At 70.4% G+C, this 18,396-nt stretch carries 19 protein-coding genes and 1 tRNA gene; 9 read left to right on the top strand and 11 right to left on the bottom strand.

Annotated features, from left to right (window positions below):
- Nucleotides 1–102: 102 nt before the first annotated feature.
- Nucleotides 103–579: a nucleoside deaminase gene (locus tag HL652_RS14505; protein ID WP_171705967.1), complete on the bottom strand. Its 477-nt coding sequence runs from the start codon at nt 577–579 to the stop codon at nt 103–105.
- A complete protein-coding gene (locus HL652_RS14500) occupies nt 576–1,508 on the bottom strand; it encodes a Ppx/GppA phosphatase family protein (protein WP_171705966.1) in 933 nt (310 codons plus the stop codon). The genes HL652_RS14505 and HL652_RS14500 overlap by 4 nt, the downstream gene beginning before the upstream one ends.
- Before the next feature lie 78 nt (nt 1,509–1,586).
- Here HL652_RS14500 and HL652_RS14495 point away from each other — a divergent pair, with 78 nt between their 5' ends.
- The 3 genes from HL652_RS14495 to HL652_RS14485 are packed head-to-tail and all read left to right on the top strand — an operon-like array spanning nt 1,587 to nt 3,702.
- Complete coding sequence (locus tag HL652_RS14495) at nt 1,587–2,033, top strand: FAS1-like dehydratase domain-containing protein (RefSeq protein WP_171705965.1); 447 nt, start codon at nt 1,587–1,589, stop codon at nt 2,031–2,033.
- The gene (locus HL652_RS14490; protein ID WP_171705964.1) at nt 2,030–2,506 is read left to right on the top strand and encodes a MaoC family dehydratase; all 477 of its coding nucleotides are present in this window, start codon (nt 2,030–2,032) and stop codon (nt 2,504–2,506) included. Before HL652_RS14495 ends, HL652_RS14490 begins: the two co-directional genes overlap by 4 nt.
- Nucleotides 2,503–3,702 carry a UDP-N-acetylmuramate dehydrogenase gene (locus HL652_RS14485; RefSeq protein ID WP_171705963.1) on the top strand — a complete coding sequence of 400 codons (1,200 nt, stop codon included), beginning with the start codon at nt 2,503–2,505 and terminating at the stop codon, nt 3,700–3,702. The genes HL652_RS14490 and HL652_RS14485 overlap by 4 nt, the downstream gene beginning before the upstream one ends.
- A 7-nt stretch (nt 3,703–3,709) precedes the next feature.
- Here HL652_RS14485 and HL652_RS14480 read toward each other — a convergent pair whose 3' ends face one another.
- On the bottom strand, nt 3,710–4,354 hold the full coding sequence (locus HL652_RS14480) for a PadR family transcriptional regulator (protein ID WP_171705962.1): 645 nt from the start codon (nt 4,352–4,354) through the stop codon (nt 3,710–3,712).
- Nucleotides 4,355–4,453: 99 nt separating this feature from the next.
- Here HL652_RS14480 and HL652_RS14475 point away from each other — a divergent pair, with 99 nt between their 5' ends.
- Together HL652_RS14475 and HL652_RS14470 are read left to right on the top strand one after the other, a co-directional pair.
- The gene (locus HL652_RS14475; protein WP_171705961.1) at nt 4,454–5,419 is read left to right on the top strand and encodes an ATP-binding cassette domain-containing protein; all 966 of its coding nucleotides are present in this window, start codon (nt 4,454–4,456) and stop codon (nt 5,417–5,419) included.
- A 2-nt stretch (nt 5,420–5,421) separates the two neighbouring features.
- Complete coding sequence (locus HL652_RS14470) at nt 5,422–6,174, top strand: ABC transporter permease (protein WP_171705960.1); 753 nt, start codon at nt 5,422–5,424, stop codon at nt 6,172–6,174.
- A gap of 3 nt (nt 6,175–6,177) precedes the next feature.
- Here HL652_RS14470 and HL652_RS14465 read toward each other — a convergent pair whose 3' ends face one another.
- The 4 genes from HL652_RS14465 to HL652_RS14450 all read right to left on the bottom strand — a co-directional run bounded on the left by HL652_RS14465 (nt 6,178) and on the right by HL652_RS14450 (nt 10,055).
- Nucleotides 6,178–6,804, bottom strand: a complete 627-nt coding sequence (locus tag HL652_RS14465; RefSeq protein ID WP_171705959.1) for a response regulator — start codon at nt 6,802–6,804, stop codon at nt 6,178–6,180.
- Nucleotides 6,801–8,123, bottom strand: coding sequence for a sensor histidine kinase (locus HL652_RS14460; protein ID WP_171705958.1), 1,323 nt, complete (start codon nt 8,121–8,123; stop codon nt 6,801–6,803). The genes HL652_RS14465 and HL652_RS14460 overlap by 4 nt, the downstream gene beginning before the upstream one ends.
- Before the next feature lie 85 nt (nt 8,124–8,208).
- Nucleotides 8,209–9,099 carry an ABC transporter permease gene (locus tag HL652_RS14455; RefSeq protein WP_171705957.1) on the bottom strand — a complete coding sequence of 297 codons (891 nt, stop codon included), beginning with the start codon at nt 9,097–9,099 and terminating at the stop codon, nt 8,209–8,211.
- On the bottom strand, nt 9,096–10,055 hold the full coding sequence (locus HL652_RS14450) for an ABC transporter ATP-binding protein (RefSeq protein ID WP_171705956.1): 960 nt from the start codon (nt 10,053–10,055) through the stop codon (nt 9,096–9,098). Before HL652_RS14450 ends, HL652_RS14455 begins: the two co-directional genes overlap by 4 nt.
- Before the next feature lie 173 nt (nt 10,056–10,228).
- Here HL652_RS14450 and HL652_RS14445 point away from each other — a divergent pair, with 173 nt between their 5' ends.
- The gene (locus HL652_RS14445; RefSeq protein WP_171705955.1) at nt 10,229–11,011 is read left to right on the top strand and encodes an alpha/beta fold hydrolase; all 783 of its coding nucleotides are present in this window, start codon (nt 10,229–10,231) and stop codon (nt 11,009–11,011) included.
- A 352-nt stretch (nt 11,012–11,363) separates the two neighbouring features.
- On the top strand, nt 11,364–12,233 hold the full coding sequence (locus tag HL652_RS14440; RefSeq protein ID WP_171705954.1) for an AraC family transcriptional regulator: 870 nt from the start codon (nt 11,364–11,366) through the stop codon (nt 12,231–12,233).
- A 398-nt stretch (nt 12,234–12,631) separates the two neighbouring features.
- On the opposite strand, the gene HL652_RS14435 is transcribed toward HL652_RS14440, so the two are convergent.
- From HL652_RS14435 to HL652_RS14420, 4 genes are all read right to left on the bottom strand, one after another.
- On the bottom strand, nt 12,632–14,887 hold the full coding sequence (locus tag HL652_RS14435) for a hypothetical protein (RefSeq protein ID WP_171703403.1): 2,256 nt from the start codon (nt 14,885–14,887) through the stop codon (nt 12,632–12,634).
- 94 nt (nt 14,888–14,981) lie between these two features.
- On the bottom strand, nt 14,982–16,178 hold the full coding sequence (locus HL652_RS14430; protein ID WP_171705953.1) for a pyridoxal phosphate-dependent aminotransferase: 1,197 nt from the start codon (nt 16,176–16,178) through the stop codon (nt 14,982–14,984).
- A gap of 31 nt (nt 16,179–16,209) precedes the next feature.
- On the bottom strand, nt 16,210–16,827 hold the full coding sequence (locus HL652_RS14425; RefSeq protein ID WP_171705952.1) for a MarC family protein: 618 nt from the start codon (nt 16,825–16,827) through the stop codon (nt 16,210–16,212).
- Between the two features lie 4 nt (nt 16,828–16,831).
- Nucleotides 16,832–17,836, bottom strand: coding sequence for an AI-2E family transporter (locus tag HL652_RS14420; RefSeq protein ID WP_171705951.1), 1,005 nt, complete (start codon nt 17,834–17,836; stop codon nt 16,832–16,834).
- A gap of 181 nt (nt 17,837–18,017) precedes the next feature.
- On the opposite strand from HL652_RS14420, the gene HL652_RS14415 reads away from it, so the two are divergent.
- Together HL652_RS14415 and secE are read left to right on the top strand one after the other, a co-directional pair.
- Nucleotides 18,018–18,090: transfer RNA gene (locus HL652_RS14415), tRNA-Trp, on the top strand.
- A gap of 27 nt (nt 18,091–18,117) precedes the next feature.
- Complete coding sequence (secE, locus tag HL652_RS14410) at nt 18,118–18,390, top strand: preprotein translocase subunit SecE (RefSeq protein ID WP_171705950.1); 273 nt, start codon at nt 18,118–18,120, stop codon at nt 18,388–18,390.
- Nucleotides 18,391–18,396 lie beyond the last annotated feature (6 nt).

Raw genomic sequence — 18,396 nt, 5'->3', positions numbered from 1 at the left:
ACCCGCCGGGTCGCGTCGAGCGTACTGGCGCGTGCGCCAGGCTGCCGGGGGCGTAGGTAGTTCTGCTGGTCGCGGGTTCGCGCCGACCTGCACGGAGCCGGCCTACTCCTCGCCGATGTCCTCGTTCCACAGCTCGGGCGAGGCGGCGATGAACCCCGTCATGAGGGCCACGCACTCCTCGTCGTCGAGCACGTCGACGGTCACGCCGCGGGAGCGCAGGTAGTCCTCGCCGCCGGAGAAGGTGCGGTTCTCGCCCACGATCACGCGCGGGATGCCGTACAGCAGGATCGCCCCCGTGCACATGTCGCACGGCGACAGCGTCGTCACCATGGTGGCCCTGGCGTAGACGGATGCGGGCAACCGTCCCGCATTCTCCAGACAGTCGGTCTCACCATGGAGAGTGGGCGAGCCCTTCTGCACGCGGCGGTTGCGGCCCACCGCCACCACCTCGCCGTCGACCACGAGCGCCGCACCGATCGGGATGCCGCCCTCCGCGAGCCCGGCCCGCGCCTCGGCGATCGCGTGGGCGAGGAACCCGCGATCGCGAGCGAGGCCCGCGCCAGCGCCGCCCCCGCTCACGCCTCGAGCCCGTCGAGATACCGCAGCAGGATCCCCTCGCGCAACGCCCACGGCGACACCTCGAGCTCCTCCACGTCGTACAGCTTCATCACCGAGTGCAGCACGATCGCCCCCGCCACGATCTGAAAGGTGCGGTCGGGCGTGATCCCCGGCAGCGACTGCCGCGCCTCGGCGGGCAACTGCCCGAGCCGGGGTATCCAGTCCTTCAGGTCTGCCCGACGCAGCGTGCGCCGCTCCTCCCCGCCGGCCGACGCCGAGCTCGAACCGGCAAGGCGCGCCAGCGACCTGATCGTCTTCGACGACCCGACCACGTGCTGGAACGGGGGCATCCCTTCGAACAGCGGCAGCGCATCCGCCCTCATCACCTGGCGCGAGTGCGCCCGCAGCTCGAGCATCTGCTCGGGTGTCGGCGGGTCGGCCGGGAAGAACTGCACGGTGGTGCGGCCAGCTCCGAGCGGCAGTGACACCGCCACCTCGGGATACTCGTCGGAGCCGGCCGCGATCTCCAGCGACCCCCCACCGATGTCGAACAGCAGGATGTTCCCCGACGACCACCCGTACCACCGCCTGATGGCGAGGAAGGTCAGCCGCCCCTCGTCCTCACCCGTGAGCACGCGCAGCGCCACTCCGGTGGCAGCCTCGATCTCGGCCAGCACCTCGGCACCGTTGCGGGCCTCGCGCAGGGCTGAGGTGGCCATGGGCAGCAGCTCCTCGATGCCCTCGCGCCTGGCCACGGCCATCGCCGCCGAGATGGCCTCGACGATCGCGGCGACACCCTCACGGCTGATGCCGCCGTCGGGCTCGAGGTAGCGCATGAGCCGCAGCACCGACTTGTGGTCGGCGGCCGGCACCGGCCGCGCGCCCGGGTGGGCGTCGACCACCACCAGATGGACGGTGTTGGATCCCACGTCGAGCACTCCGAGTCGCACGCTCCGACCCTACCGGCCCACCAGGTTCCGGATGCGCGCCCCGCTCCCGCACGCGCCCCACCTCCGTAGACTGGTCGCGTGCCAGTGAATCAAGACCTGGTCGGGCGCGAGTTCGACAAGACGACCCCCTACCTGGTGGGCCGGGAGAAGGTGCGCGAGTTCTCCCGCGCGGTCTTCGCCTCGAGCCCCATCAACCTGAGCGTCGAGGCGGCCCGTGACGCGGGCTACGCCGACGTCGTGGCACCGCCCACCTTCGCCATCGTGGTGCAGCAGCTCACCCTCGACCAGCTCTTCGCCTCCGAAGACGCGGGCATCGAGCTCACCCATGTGGTGCACGGCGCGCAGCAGTTCAGCTACTCGCGGCCGATCGTGGCGGGCGACGAGCTCACCGCGCAGCTCGCGGTGACGAGCATCAAGACGCTGGGCGGCAACGCCATGCTCACCGCCGAGACGGCGATCCACGACGCAGCAGGCGAGCACGTGGTCACCGCGACCTCGACGCTCGTGGTGAGGGGAGACGCATGAGCATCGAAGACCGCATCGCCACCGCAGAGGCCGTCGCCGACGCGGCGGGCGGCGACGCCACCGTGCAGGTGTTCACCGTGGGCGAGGTCGTCGCCGAGGCGCGCTACCCGCTCAGCCGGGAGTCGCTGGTGCGCTACGCCGGTGCCTCGGGCGACTTCAACGCCATCCACTACCGCGACGACGTGGCGGCCGAGGTCGGCCTCCCCGGCGTGCTCGCGCACGGGATGCTCACCATGGGCCTCGCGGTGCAGCCGGTGGTGGAGTGGTTGGGCGACCCCGCCCGGGTGCTCGACTACCAGGTGAAGTTCACCCGGCCCGTGGTGGTCGACCCCGCCTCGGGCGCTGAGATCGCCGTCTCGGCGAAGATCGGGCATCTCGACGAGGAGGCGGGCACCGCCCGCATCGACCTCGTGGTCACCGTCGACGACACCGCCGTGCTCGGCAAGGCGCAGGTGCGCGTCAGGCTGCCGTGACCGCTGTCGAGTTCGACGCGGCACTCGCGCCGTTCACCACGCTGCGTGTCGGCGGTCCGGCCGAACGGCTCGTCACCGCCCGCAGCGAGCAGGAGCTGCTCGACCTCGCCCGCGAGACCTGGAGCGACGGCGGCGACTGGTTCGTGCTGGGCGGCGGCTCGAACGTCGTCGTCGCCGACGAGGGCTTCGAGGGCACCGTCATCCGTGTCGCCACCGAGGGCATCGCACCCGTCATGTCGAAGGTCGGCACGGTGCGCGTGCGCGTGCAGGCCGGCCACTCCTGGGACGCCTTCGTCGCCCACGCCGTCGAGCAGGGCTGGAGCGGGGTCGAGGCCCTCTCGGGCATCCCGGGGTCGGTGGGCGCCGCGCCCATCCAGAACATCGGGGCCTACGGGCAAGAGGTCGCCGACAGCATCGTCTCGCTCGACTTCCTCGACGCGGCCACCGGCGAGGTGCGGCGCATGCCCGTCGACGAGCTCGAGCTCGACTACCGCTCGTCGGTGTTCAAGCGGGGGCTGCGCGGCGTGGTGCTCTCGGTGACCTTCGAGCTGCGCGACGCGGGTGCGGACGCGCGAGCGGGTGCGGGCGCGGGCCCGGATGCGGGCGCTGGCTCGGATGCGCTGAGCGCCCCGGTGCGGTACCCCCAGCTCGCGAAGGCCCTGGGCATCGAACTCGGTGACAGCCTTCCCGTGGCCGAGGTGCGCCGTGCGGTGCTGTGGCTCCGCGCCTCGAAGGGCATGGTGCTCGACGCCGCCGACGCCGATTCGGTGAGTGCGGGATCCTTCTTCACCAACCCGATCGTCACCGAGTCGTTCGCCCGCACGCTGCCCTCCGAGGCGCCGCGTTGGCAGATCGAACCCGACGAGCCCGACCTCGTCATCGCCCTCGAGCCCGAGGGCGACCAGGGCACCGGGGCCGCGCTCGGCGACGACCGGGGCGCGCTGCCCGCGGAGTACCACGTGAAGCTCAGTGCCGCCTGGCTCATCGAGCACGCCGGCATCGCCAAGGGCTTCTCGCTGCCCGGCTCGACCGCGGCGATCTCGTCGAAGCACACGCTCGCGCTCACCAACCGCGCGGGCGAGGCGGGCACTGCCGCCGACGTGGCGCAGCTCGCCCGCTACGTGCAGGCCAGGGTGCAGGGCGAGTTCGGTGTGCTGCTGCAGCCCGAACCCGTCTTCGTGGGCCACACGCTCTGAGCGCCGGTCAGCCCTCCAGCTGCTCCCGGTAGCTCTGCGACTCCCGCACCATCTGCCACCCGGCGTCGTTCTCGGGCGGGGCCCAGCCGAACTCCTCGCCGTCGAAGGCGAGTCCTCCACTCTCGACGGTGCCGATGTAGTCGGCGAGCCAGGCGCGCTCGGTCTCCACCAGCCGCAGTTCGAGCTCGAGACTGTGCGACACGTGCGGCGGCGCGAGACCGCGCGCGACGTAGGCGATCCGGTCGAGCAGCGTTTCGCTCGACGCGGCCCACCGTCGCTCCCGCTCCCGGAGCGCCTCGAGCATCGAGGCGCGGGGGATGAGGGGCGCGAGGCTCAGCACCACCCGGAACGCCGACGGGTCCATGGCGTTCACCGTCACCGTGGCCTCGCGCAGCAGGGTCTGCAGTTCGGCCTTGCCCGCATCCGTCACCGTGTAGACCGCGACGTCGCGCTCGCCTTCGTGCAGATCGTGGCGCTCGAGCAGCCCCTGTCTGGTGAAGGTCGCGAGCATGGAGTAGATCGAGCCGGGCCGGATGTTGGCCCACTCCTCGACGCCCCACGACAGCAGTTCGCGCCTCAGCTGGTACCCGTTGGCCGGCTCGAAGATGCTCGCGACGCCAAGCAGCAGGGCGCGGGTGGTGAGCGTGGCCATGGGCCGAGTATATGAGCGTGCATCGAGTGCGAGGCCCGCATTGACAGCGAGTGTTCAAGTTTGAATAATGGGGCTCGTTGGTTGAACAGGGGAGATCACGTGATCTATGCACGAGGGCTCGCGCGCACCTTCGAGGGGCGCGGGCGGGGCAAGCAGAAAGAGGAGGTGAAGGCCGTCGCCGGGGTCGACATCGACGTCGACGAAGGCGAGATCGTCGGGTTCCTCGGGCCGAACGGCGCGGGCAAGACGACAACCCTCCGCATGCTCACGACCTTGCTGAAGCCCACCGCGGGCTCGGCCACCGTGGCCGGCTTCGACGTCGCCACCGAGTCGCAGCAGGTGCGCCGCAGCATCGGCTACGTCTCGCAGAGCGGCTCCACCTCGCCCGAGGCGCGAGCGGGCGAGGAGATCATGGACCACGGCATGCTCTACGGCATCAGCCAGAAGCAGGCCGAGGCGCGTGGGCGCGAGCTGTTCGGCCAGCTCGACCTCGACGGGCTGTGGGAGCGCAAGCCGCAGGCGATGTCAGGCGGGCAGCGGAGGCGGCTCGACATCGCGATGGGGCTCGTGCACGACCCGAAGCTCGTCTTCCTCGACGAGCCGACCACCGGCCTCGACCCCCAGGCGCGGGCCAACCTCTGGACGCACATCTCCGACCTGCGCACGAACCTCGGCTCGACGGTCTTCCTCACCACCCACTATCTCGACGAGGCGGATGCGCTGTGCGACCGCATCCTCGTCATCGACCACGGCTCGATCGTGGCGAGCGACACCCCCGACGCATTGAAGCGGCAGGTGGCGGGCGACCTCGTGCAGCTCGTCGTGGCCGACCCCGCGCACGGTGCCGCGGCGGCCGAGCTGCTCGGGCGCATTGCCGACGCCGAGCTGGTGGCCGACGGGGCCGCCGTCAGTGCCCGCGTTCGGGGCGCCGGACACGAGGTCGCCGGGCTCATCCGCGCCCTCGATGCCGCCGGCATCGCCCTGGAGTCGATCGAGGTGCGCCGGCCCACCCTCGACGACGTCTTCCTCGACCTCACCGGCCGCTCCCTCCGAGAGGATGCGTAGCTATGTTCTGGCGCGACACCTTCATCGTCTTCCGGCGGCAGCTGCGGCTGGCGCTGCGCAACCCGGCCTGGGTCATCATCGGGCTGGTGCAGCCCATCCTGTACCTGTGCCTGTTCGGCCCCCTGCTCGAGCCCCTCGCGGGAACGCTCGGCGCCGAGAACGCGTACACCCTGTTCGTGCCGGGACTGCTGGTGCAGCTCGGGCTGTTCGGGGCGCTGTTCGCGGGCTTCGGGCTCATCGCCGAGTGGCGGGCGGGCGTCATCGAGGCCGAGCGCGTCACTCCGGCGAGCCGCACGGCGCTGCTGCTCGGGCGCATCCTCCGCGACGTGCTGCAGCTGTTCGTGCAGGGGCTCGTGCTGGTGGGGCTCGCCTTCGCGTTCGGGCTCACCGGATCGATCCCGGGCATGGTGGTCGGGTTGCTGCTCACCGTGCTGCTCGGCGCCGCGTGCGCCGCGGCCTCGAACGCGCTCGCCCTCACCACCAAGAGTGAAGACGTGATGGCGCCCGTCATCAACAGCATCGCGCTGCCGGTGCTGCTGCTCTCGGGCATCCTGCTGCCGATGACCATCGGCCCGGAGTGGCTGCAGGTGGTCTCCGACTTCATGCCCACGAAGTACATCGTGAACGCGATTCGCGAGCTGTTCGTCGGCAACGTGTTCACCATCACGACGATGTGGGGCGTGGTGTGGACGGTCGTGCTGTTCGCCCTCGGGCTGTGGGTGGGAACGCGCACGTTCCGCAAGGAGAACGCGTAGCGGTCAGAGGAGCCGCAGCTCCATCGCGCGCGTCACGGCGCGGGTGCGGTCGGAGACCTCGAGCTTCTCGAACACGTGCTGCAGGTGAGTCTTCACCGTCGCCTCACCGATGAACAGGGTGCGCCCGATCTCGGGGTTGCTGCGCCCCTCGGCCACCAGTCGCAGCACCTCGAGCTCGCGGGGGCTGAGCGACGGAGGAGCGGCGGGGGCGTCGCGCATCCGCTGCACCAGCTTCGTGGCGATGGTGGGTGCGAGTACCGTCTGCCCGTCGGCGACACCGCGCACTCCCGCGATGATCTCCTCCTGCGGCGCGGCCTTCAGCAGGTACCCGCTCGCGCCCGCCTCGATGGAGTCGAGGATGTGGTCGTCGCTCTCGTAGGTGGTGAGCACGAGCACCCGGATGCCGGGGTCGGCGGCGATGATGCGTGCCGTCGCCTGCGAGCCGTCGAGCCCGGGGAGGCGCAGGTCCATCAGCACGACGTCGGGTCGGAGCTCGGCCGCCCGGTCGACGGCGGCGAGGCCGTCGGCGGCTTCCCCCGCCACCTCGATGCCGGGCGCCTGCTCGAGCAGGGCGACGATGCCGCTGCGCACGATGGGGTGGTCGTCGACCACCAGAACCCGGATGCTCATCCCTCGTCCGTTCTGTCGGTGGCAGCGTGGCCGGCCCGGGTGCTATCGGTGCCGGCGTGGTCGGCCCGGGTGCGGTCGGTCCGGGCGCTGCCTGCCACGGTGCTGCCGGCCCGGGTGCTGTCGGTGGCGCCGTGGTCGTCGGCGGTGGTTCGCGCCGCATCCGTTCTCACCGTGGCGACGAGCTCGGTGCCGCCGTGCGCGAGGGCGGCCACCCGCAGCCCGCCCGACACCATCGCCAGACGCTGACGCATGCCATCGAGGCCGAACCCGCCCACGTCGCCGCGGTCGGCGGCCGCGTCGGAGATGCCCACGCCGTCGTCGGAGACGACGAGCTCGACCTCTCCCTCGCCATGCACCGGGCGGCGCAGCGCGAGGCGGGCGTGCGTGGCGCGCGAGTGCTTGCGCACGTTCGCGAGCGCCTCCTGGGCGCAGCGCAGCAGCACCACCTGCAGGTCGCGTGGCACCGCGCCCACGTCGTCGAGGTCGGTGGCGATGAGGATGCCGGTCTCCCGCTCGAAGCTGCGGGTGAGCCGCTGCAGCGCGTGCGTGAGCCCGCCCTCCACGGCGACGGGTGCGGTCGCGGCGACGAGCACCCTGGTCTCGGTGAGGGCGTCGCGCGCGACCTCCTCGATGAGGCCGAGATCGTCGCGCACCGCGCCGAGGTCGTCGCCGCGGTTGAGCGCGCGCTGGGCGAGCATCACCACGCTGGTGAGGTTCTGGGCGATGGTGTCGTGCAGCTCGAGGGCGAGACGCTCGCGCTCGGCGCCCGCGCCTGCCTCGTGGTGCAGCAGGGCGAGCTGGCCCTGGGCGTCGGTGAGCTCGGCGAGCAGCTGCGACTTCTCTTCGCTCTTGCGCATCTCGAGGCTGAACCAGACGCCGATGCCCACCCCGAGACCGAGCGAGATGCCCTCGATCACGACTGCCTGCATGAGCGCGTCAAACCCTCCGCCGAAGCACAGGTAGAAGCCGAGGGCCACCAGCGCGGCGAGCAGCGCGTTGAGCAGGATGGGGCGCACGAGCGGCCGGTCGCTCACGACGACCCAGATCATGGGGTAGGCGATGGCCTGCAGCACCGCCATGTTGGGGGAGAGGGCCGTGCCCACCGCGGTGAGCGCGAACACGGCGGTGAGAAGGGGGGCCGCCCAGCGCGGTTCGGTGAGGCCCCGCTTGCCGACCGTGAAGAAGAACAGCGCGAAGACGACGATGAGCCCGAGGGCCACCGGGGTCGACCAGGGCACGGCGGTGGCGGTGATCGACACCAGGCCCGCGACGAGCACGAGCGCCCCGCCCACCACGATCTGCCACCAACGCGTGTTCATGAGGCAACCCTAGTGAGAGCCGCTGACACGGCCGGTGCCTGCGGTGGCCCGGCCGGTCTGCGGGGCGTGGGCGCGCATCCGCTGGTCATGCGTCTTTCCTGATCCAGCGGAAGGTGACGCGGCAGACCACGACCCCCACCACCAGCCAGAGGCCGAGCACGATCGCGACACCGCCCAGGTTCCAGTCGCCGCCCTGTTCGGCGGCGGCGAAGGCGTCGGGGAGGAAGGCGGCGCGCATGCCCTGGGCGATCCACTTGAGGGGGAAGATGCTCGCCACGGTCTGCAACCAGTCGGGCAGCATGGTGAAGCCGAGGAACACGCCCGAGATGAACTGCAGCACGAGCAGCGGCGGGATGATGACGGCCGTCGCGCTCTTGCCGGTGCGCGGCAGGCGGGAGATGGCGATGCCGAGCACCGCCGAGGTGGTGATGCCGAGCAGGTACACCCAGGCGAAGGTGAGCCAGCTCCCGGCGTCGCTCGGCAGGTCGACCCCGAAGGCGACGCGGGCGAGCAGCAGCAGGAGCGCGACCTGCGCGAGCGAGGTCACGAGCACCTGGCCCATCTTGCCGAGGAAGTACGACAGCACGGGCATGGGCGTTCCGGCAAGGCGCTTCAGCGTGCCGTCACCGCGCTCGATGGCGATGTCGACGCCGAGGTTCTGCACGCCGCTCAGCAGGATGCCTGCCGCGATCATTCCGGGCAGATAGTAGGCAGCCTGCGAGATGGCGGCAGAGCCGTCGGGGCTGCGCACCTCGCCCAGGCTGTCGAAGGCGACCGAGAAGATGCCGAGCAGCACGACCGGGAAGAGGAAGGTGAAGAATACGGTGTCGCCGGCGCGGAAGTAGACGGTGACCTCGTAGGCGATGCGGGCGAGGCCGATGCGGAGAGTGCGGAAAGGGCCGAAGCGGGCGGGGGAGGTGGCGGTGCGGGCGGCCGGGACGGGCTGCGGGATGCGCGGGGCGGTCGGGGCGGTCATGCTGCGGTGCTCCCTTGTGCGGTGGTGTTCGCGGAGGCGGCGTCCGCGGAGGTGGCGTCCGCGGCGGCGGTGGCTTCGGGGGTGGTGGCTCGCTCGGCCGTGGCGACGAGGTCGAGGTAGATGTCCTCGAGGGAGGGGCGCACGATCTCGAGACCCTCGGGCTCGCTGAGGCCGCCGCGCTCGGCGACCAGCCGGCTCACCAGCAGACCGGGATTCTCGGTGCGTTCCTCGCGCATCCGGTCGCCGTCGCGCCAGCGCACGATGGGCACGCGTGCCTCGGCGGGCCCGAGGGTGCCGACCGGGCCGATGTCGACGAGCTTGCCGCCCACGATGACCGCGGCGCGATCGCTGAGCTGCGCCGCCTCGTCGAGGTAGTGGGTGGTGAGGAGGATCGTCGTGCCCGACTGCGCCAGCGACCTGATGAGCACCCAGAACTGCCGCCTGGCCTCGGGGTCGAAGCCGGTCGTGGGCTCGTCGAGGAACAGCAGTTCGGGGTTGCCGACGATGCCGAGCGCGACGTCGACGCGGCGGCGCTGGCCGCCGGAGAGCGAGCGGATGCGCGCCCCGGCTCTCTGCTCGAGACCCACCGCCGCGATCACCTCGTCGACGTCGCGCGGGTTCGGGTAGAGGCCGGCGAAGTGCTTGATCTGCTCGCGCACGCTGAGGTTGCCGCTCTCGCCCGACTGCTGCAGCACGATGCCGAGGCGGGCCTTCCAGGCGAGCCTCCCGTGCTGCGGGTCGGTGCCCAGCACGCTGACCTCGCCGCCGGTGCGGTCGCGGTAGCCCTCGAGGATCTCGACCGTCGTGCTCTTGCCCGCGCCGTTCGGGCCGAGGAGGGCGAAGGTCTCGCCGTGGGCGATGTCGAAGGAGACGTCGTCGACGGCGGTGAAGGAACCGTAGCTCTTGCGCAGGCCGGTGACGCTGACGGCGGTGCCCGAGGCGGAAGTTGATGCCATGACTCCATCGTCGCGAGTGCCCGGCCGCGGCACCAGAGGCCGCCGGGGGGAACGAGTGGTCCGCCGGTCGGGGGATGGCGGGCCGCCGCGTTGCAACTGCGTTGAACGGGATGCGCGCCTGCCCCATCCGCTTCGCCGTGATGTATTCTCATGTATAGAAGTGAGGTGCGATCATGTTCGGGAGATTGCGGGAGCGGCAGGCCGCCACGCCCACGCTCAACGTCGCCGTCGACGTGGGCTCGGGGCCGGTGGTCATCTTGCTGCACGGCATCGCGTCATCGTCGGCGAGCTGGCGCACAGTGGTGCCGTTGCTCTCCCCGCTGTACCGGGTGATCGCCATCGACCTCCTCGGTTTTGGCGGATCGCGGGCGGGGGAGGCCGCGACGTTCACGCTCGACGAGCACGTGCAGGCGCTGCACAAGACGGTGCGGTCGCTGCGGCTGCGCGGGCCGTTCACCCTCGTGGGGCACAGTCTCGGCGGCCTGATCGCGGGCCGCTACGCGGCGGTGCACCGCAAGGAGCTCTCGCACCTGGTGTTGGTCTCGCCGCCCATCTACCCGCACCGCCGCTACATCGACGAGCTCGGGCAGCGGTTGCGCGTGGGCGGATACCTGTGGTTCTACCGCTTCGTGCGCGGCAACCAGCTCACCATCGTCAACAACGTCGGCCGGTTCTCGCGCTGGATGCCGAGCGGTTCCCTGAAGATCGACGACGAGTCGTGGGCCGCCTTCTCGCTCTCGATGGAGCACTGCATCGAGACCCAGACCACGATGACCGACCTCGCCCAGGTCTCCGTGCCGATCGATGTCGTCTACGGCGCTCGCGACCAGGTCATCGTTCCCGCCTCCCTCCACCGCCTCGGTTCCATGCACCACGTCGGCCTCCACGAGGTGCCGCGCGCCGACCACCTCATCCGCGAGCCCCTCGCGCGCGAGGTGGCCCGCCTCATCCGCTGACCGCGCAGCCGCGCGCGCTGCGCGCGGCTGCGCGCGCTGCGCGCCTTGGTCGCGCAAACTGCTCGAATGCCCCCGCTTACGAGCATTTCGCGCGACCAAACTCGACGTCATCCTTCTGGAGGTGCAGGTGCGACCCGCCACGCCCCTCTTTAGTAGCGCAAAGTGCTCGTATTGCTGCGTTTGCGAGCACTTTGTGCGACCAATGTGGGGTGACTGATTCATCTCTGCGCGGGGTGTGTGCCGCCCGACCGACTACCGGGCGCGGTACTGAGAGCAGCGACGATCCGATCGGACCGGGATAGTAGGGTGCCGACGGTGACGACCCGGGAGGGTGGGTGTCGAAGGAGGCGGCATGATCGCGGAGTTGAACCGGTTGGTCGAGCTGGTCGAGGAGCGCCTGCACGACGACCTCGATGTGGCGTCGCTGGCGAGGGGGCTCGGCACGACGGAGTACCACCTCCGGCGGATGTTCTCGTCGCTCGCCGGGATGCCGCTGTCGGAGTACATCCGGCGGCGTCGCATGTCGGTCGCGGCTGCGGACATCCTCGAGGGCGGCGACCTGCTGGGCATCGCGGTGCGTTACGGCTACGGGTCGACCGAAGCTTTCGGTCGCGCCTTCCGGTCGGTGCACGGTCTCAGCTTCGTTGACGCCAGGCGAAACGGCGGCCCCCTTCGAACGCAACCGCAGCTCGGGTTCCGCCTGACCGTAGAAGGGAACACCACCATGGAGACCCGCATCACCGACCGACCGGCCTTCCGCCTCGTCGGGCACGCCGCCACCGTGCCCCTCATCCACAAGGGAATCAACCCGCATATCCAAGCCCACATCGCCTCGCTGCCGATGACAGAGCACTCACGCCTGAAAGCCCTGAGCGACACCGAACCGGCCGGCCTGCTTCACGTCAGCGCCGACGTCGACCCCGACTACGCCGAGGGGAGCCCACTGACCTCCCTGCACGGTGTCGCCGTGTCGGACACGAGCCGGGTGGACGATGATCTCGACGTGATCGAGGTTCCGGCCGGCACGTGGGCGGTTTTCCGCGCCGAGGGCGAGTACCCGACCGAGCTGCAGAAGGTGTGGGCGGCGACCGCGACCGACTGGTTCCCGTCCAACCCGTGGCGACTCCGGCCCGGCCCGTCCATCGTCGCGATCCTCGACCGCGCCGACGACTTCAGCACCGCCACCACCGAGTTGTGGCTCCCGGTCGAGCGCGCCGCGTAGGGCGCTTCCCGCTCGTCGTGCAGGTAGCGCGCAGTGCTTGAATGGCGCGCTTTGCGCCTTGAACGCGACCGAACGGGGGGGCCTCAGCCCTGACCGGCGGGTGCGCTGCGCCCGGCTCATCCATGCGGCGCCCCTCTCTGGAACGCTGTCGTTTGCGCATGGGGCGGGACCGAGGCGGTGAATGTGCGAGCAATGCCGCCGGTGAGTTGACGCCCGAGTTCGGGGCGCCGTGGGATGGGGGTCGGGTTCGGGGGTGTCGCGGGTTGGGGGTTGGCGGATGGGTTCGGGTGTGTCGCGGGGTGTCGTGTGGGAGGGCGGGGTCGTGGTACCGGGTGCTGAGTGGGAGGAAGGGGTGGTGTCGCCCGTGGGGGCGGGGCGGGTGTGTCGCGGGATGAGGGTCAGCCGGCGGGCTCGCGGGCGTCGCGGGGTCTTGAGTAGGCGGGCGGGGTGGTGTCGCCAGGCGGGGTGGGGGTGGGGGTGGGGGCGGGGCGTTCGGGGACGAAGGTGAAGTAGGCCCAGGTGGCGAGCGTGAGGAGGGTGACGGCGGCGGCGAGCAGGGCCCAGAGGAGGAGGTCGCCGGCGACCGCATCCCAGGCGTCGCGGTCGGGGGCGATGACGAGGGCGAAGGTGATGAGCGCGGCGAAGGAGCAGGCCGCCCAGGAGCGGGGGAGGGTTCGCCGCAGCTCGTGGCCGTCGAGGAACCGCAGCGGCAACAGTGACACCACGGGACCGGTGAGCGCCGCCATGGCCACGACGGTCAGCACGTCGGCGGCGGCCGAGGCGCCGCCCGCGAGGCTGACGAGCGGCACCGCCGCCGCTGACCCGGGGTCGGAGGAGGTCGCCGACATCGCCCCGGCGAAGTCGCGCAGCGACCCGCTGAGGAGCCACGCGCCGACGCCGGTGAAGAGGCACGCCACGACCCCGGTGCGAAGTGCCCGCGCCGTGGCCAGTCGGCTGAGTCCCGGCGCGAGCGCCACACCCACGACGAGTCCGAACACGAAGCCGGGGGCGACACTGCCGAGGCGCGATGCGACGACAGTGAGTGCGGTCAGCGGTAGCAACCACAGCTGTGCCTCGAACCCGCCGCGCGCACGGTCTCCGGAATGAGCCGTCGTGAAGAGCACCACGACTCCGGGCACCACGCACACGATCGCACTCCCCGCGAGGAACACGGCGAACCAGCGTAGGCCCGTCAGGCCCGTGAAGGCGCCGGGCACGACCGCAGCCCCTATGGCTGCACCCGCGATCAAGGTGCCGGCGACTCCCAGTCGGCGCCTGAGGCGAACTCCAGGCTCAGACGCGGCGAGCTGCTCCACGACCGCGGCCCGCCTCGAGCCCCGACCCGCGATGATCCGGGCGAGGCGTCGCACGGGCGCGGAGCGACGGATGCGGTCGCGGTTGGCCGCGAGAGTCGATTCGAGGATTCCGCCCGGCAGCAGCACGAGCAGGATCACCCCGAATGCGCCCACAGCCGCCCGCGCGTGATCCCCGAGCGACCGCGACCCGATTTCGGTCAGGCTGGGGAGGGCGGCGAGCCCGCTGGGCGGAGCCGTCGGGGCCGTCTCGGGAAGCGCAGCCGCCCCGCGATCCTCACCCGACCGTGCGAGCAGCGAAGCGGCATCGAGAGGGACCGGGGTCGAGGTCTCGTCCGCTCCCCGCGAGACCGCGGCCGCATCCGCCGTCCGCGGAGCGGCTGCACCACCTGAATTCACGCCATCGTCGCGGCCGGGTTCTTCCCCCTCCCCCGCTGAGTCGTCGCCTGATGGCCCCATCGCGCTGAACGGCGGAGCAGTCACCGGCGTCACCGCACCAGGCGAAGAGATGGTCGGGGTCGACGCACCAGGAGACGTCGTGGCGACGGGTGACGGACCGGGAGAAGGACTCGGCGTCGGCGAAGCTGAAGGACCGGGCGTCGGTGACGGACTGGGCGTCGGTGACGGACTCGGTGACGGCGTCGGCCCGAGCGGCACCTCGTCGACGACGAACTGCACCGGCGCACCGGCCGCCGGGTACCCCGTCGCCGCCGCGTACGCCTGCGACGCCACCAACCGGAACGGCCCCGCGCCTGCGGGCACCCCCAGCACCTCGCACCTCCACAGCCCCGCCGCGTCGACGGTGGTGGAGCACCCCGACCCGTCGTCGAACGCCAGCCGGAGCACAGCCCCCGCGTGCCCGCTCCCACTCACCGTCTGGGCGGGCTCGTCGGCCGTGATCGTCGACGTCAGCACGCCGGGCTCGCCGGCATCGCCGTCGATCGTCGGCCCGTGCAGCACGCCGAAGGACAGCACCGAGCTGTCCATCCCGTTGCTCACGGTGACTGGCCCCTCGAAGTCGGGCGGGTCGACGAGAACGCAACTCCAGCTCTCGTCGGCGAGCACCGTCGTCTGGCACAGCTCGACCAGGTCTCCGTCGACGGCGACCGTGACACCAATCGTGCTTCCCGCGTCGTCGGAGCCCGCGAGTTCGATGTCGAAGCTCCCGCCGCCCGGAGGAACCACCACGACCGACCCCGCCGCGGGCGCCACCGTCACGAGCGGGGCCGCAGCCCGCGCCACCGGGCTGCCCGTCAACCCGGTGATCGCCCCAGCTACCCCGACGAGCGCGCCGACGCACACCGCTGCCGCGAGCATCCGGAGCCACCCATGCCTGAACATGAGCAAAACTCTACCGAGTCACGGCCTCACAAAGCGAGACTTCCTCATCAGGACTGCACCAAAGGACGATCGCGCGCCCCGCAGACGGCAAAACTCAGGAGAAGAAGCGCTGCAACCGCGTTACACCCTCCGCCAGCGCCTCGTCTCCGAGCGCGTACGACAGCCGCAGGAACCCGCTCGGCCCGAACGCCTCACCGGGAACCGTCGCCACCTCGACCTGGTCGAGGATGAGGTCGGCGAGTTCGAGCGAGGTCGTCGGCGTCACGCCGGCCCAGCTGCGCCCGAGCAGCCCGCTCACGTCGGGGTAGACGTAGAACGCGCCCTCCGGCAGGGGGGTGTGCACGCCGTCGATCGCGTTGAGCCCCGACACGATCTCCCGGCGCCGCCGGTCGTAGGTGTCGCGCATGACCGCGACGGTGTCCTGCGGCCCGTTCAGTGCGGCGATCGCGGCGCGCTGAGACACGTTCGACACGTTCGACGAGAGGTGCGACTGCAGGTTCGACGCGGCCTTGATGGCGTCGGCGGGCCCGACCATCCACCCGACCCGCCATCCGGTCATCGCGTAGGTCTTGGCGACACCGTTGACCAGGATGGTGCGGTCGGCCAGCGCGGGAACGGCGTCGACGATCGACACAGCCGTCTTCCCGTCGTAGACGAGGTTCTGGTAGATCTCGTCGCTGATGACCCACAGCCCGTGCTCCTCGGCCCACTCGCCGATCGCCTTGGTCTGCTCGGGGGAGTAGACGGCGCCGGTGGGGTTCGACGGCGAGACGAACAGCAGCACCTTCGTGCGCTCGGTGCGGGCGGCCTCGAGCTGCTCGACGGTGACGAGGTAGTCCTGGTCGCTGCCCGCGAACACCTGCACGGGCACGCCGCCCGCGAGTGCGATGGCCTCGGGGTAGGTGGTCCAGAACGGGGTGGGCACGAGCACCTCGTCGCCCGGGTCGAGCAGCGTGGCGAACGACTGGTAGACGGCCTGCTTGCCGCCGTTCGTGACGATCACCTGCGACGGCGACACCTCGACGCCGCTGTCGCGCAGCGTCTTCGCGGCGATCGCCTCGCGAAGCTCCGGCAGCCCGGCCGCCGGCGTGTACCGGTGGTTCTTCGGGTCGAGCACGGCTGCCGCGGCGGCCTCGACGATGTGCTCCGGCGTCGGGAAATCGGGCTCACCGGCGGCATAGGAGATGACGGGCCGGCCTGCGGCCTGGAGGCTCTTGGCCTTCGCGTCGACCTTGAGGGTGGCGGATTCGGCGATGGCGGCGATGCGTGCGGAGATGCGTGCGTGTGTCACGCCCACAAGCCTACTGACTCGGCGCCGGGAGCTACTTCGTGAGAACCGGGAAGGCGTCTGTGAGGGCGCCGAGGATGGACTGCACCGCGATGGCGAGCAGCAGCAACCCGAACACGCGCGTGACGATGCTCATCCCCGTGGGCTTGACGATGCGGGCGACCTGCGGCGCGAAGTACAGCGCGACCGCGATGACGATCGACACAGCGAGGATCATCAGGATGCCCATCCCGTAGTCGAACAGGCTCGAATAGGTCTCTTGGAAGGTGATGACGAGGCTGATCGCCCCCGGCCCCGCGATCACCGGGATGGCCAGCGGCACCACCACCGGCGACTGCTGATCGGTCACCGTCACGATGTTGCTCTTCGCCGTGAGCATCGCCCAGCCGATGGTCGCCACGAGCAGGTTACCCGCGATGCGGAAGGAGGTGAGGTCGATGCCGAAGCCCTGCAGCACCAAACTGCCCGCGACGAGCGAGACCGTGAGCACGGCGAACACCGCGAGCCCGACGAGCAGCCCCAGCCGCTTCTGCCGGGCGACGTCGAAGTCCTTCGTGAGGTTGAGGAAGATCGGCAGGCTGCCGATGGGGTTCGTGATGGTGAGCAGGCCGATCGCGCTCGTCACGAGCGTCGGGGTGCTGATGTCGGTCACGACGTCACCGTAGCGCCTGCCTGGGCACGATGACCTGCTTGACGACGATCAGGATGCTCGCCACGACCGGCACAGCGATGAGCGCTCCCAGCACCCCCAGCAGAGTGCCGCCGACGAGCGCCCCGATGACGACGAGGATGCCCGGCACGTCGACCGCCTTGTTCATCACGCGCGGGCTGAACACATATGCCTCGACCTGCATGTAGACGAGGAAGTAGATGCCGATCGCTATGGCGGTCGCAGGTGAGACGGTGAGGGCGATGAAGGTGATGAGGATGGCGCTGATGATCGTGCCGACGAGCGGGATGAGCGCCAGCAGGAAGGCGACAACGGCGAGCGCTCCCGCGTAGGGCACCTGGATGATCATCATGGCGATGAAGCCGAACACGCCGTTCGTGCCCGCGAGGATGACCTGACCGCTCACGTACTTGCCGATCGACCGCACGATCTGGTCGGTGATGGAGACGACGCCGGCCCGGCGGGAGGCCGGGACGAGCACGTAGAAGCTGTTCTTCACCGCCTCGAGCGACCCGAGGAAGAACAGGGTCAGCACCAGCACGAGGATCCCGCCCGAGATGCCGTTGATGAGCGCGACGCCGATCTTCAGCACGCCGCCACCGAGCGCCGCGAGGTTGTTCGGGTCGGAGAGGAAGGAGTTGAGGTCGCCGAGCAGCTTCTTGCCGTCGACCGACGACCCGAACACGTCGGTGAACCACGTCTGCTCGGTGACGTTCTTGACCGCGCCGGGGAGGTTCTGCAGCAGCTCGGTGGTCTGGTCGATCACCGCCGGGATGACGAGGAAGAACACCAGCACGCCGAAGGCGATCACCATGGCGAAGACGATGACGATCGACCAGCCGCGCGGGATGCGGCGCCGGGTGAGCCAGCGCACCAGCGGATCGAGGCCGAGCGCGAGGAAGAGCGAGGCGAGGATGCAGATCACGACGGTCGACAACTGCACGAACGAGTAGCCGAGCGCGAACGCCAGCAGACCTCCGAGGGTCGCCACGAACCCGATTCTCAAAGCCCCGCTGCGCATCCGCTGCTCCGTCTCGTACCGCCTTTTGCGGTGCTCTGCGATCTGACCTACACTGTCTGTCGGTGGTTGAATCCGCCAAGCTTTTCTATGCCAATTTTTCGGCCCACCCGCTGAGAGCGAGTGTAGCGAAGCCCAGGGGTTCATCTCGCTTAGGGCGGTGGCTCAATTGGTAGAGCAGCGGTCTCCAAAACCGCAGGTTGCAGGTTCGAGTCCTGTCCGCCCTGCTCCTGTTTGTGAAAGGTACTGACACGGTGGCACGCAAAGTAATCGACGAACCTTCCGAAGACGTCGTCGAGAACGCCAAAAAGGAGCGGGCTGCCCGGCGCAACCCGTTCGCCCGTATCGCCCTTTTCATCCGGCAGGTCTTCACAGAACTGAAGAAGGTCGTCACCCCGACCCGGCGCGAGCTGCTGAGCTACACGCTCGTCGTGCTCGTGTTCGTCGTCATCATGATGGCGATCGTCGTGGGTCTCGACACCCTGTTCGGGTGGCTCGCGGTCGTCGTCTTCGGCGATCCCGCCTGATAGACG

It is taken from the genome of Herbiconiux sp. SALV-R1, from assembly GCF_013113715.1.
GTDB lineage: Bacteria > Actinomycetota > Actinomycetes > Actinomycetales > Microbacteriaceae > Herbiconiux.
Note: the sequence above shows the minus strand (reverse complement) of the source record. Positions and strands in the feature narration are given on the sequence as shown.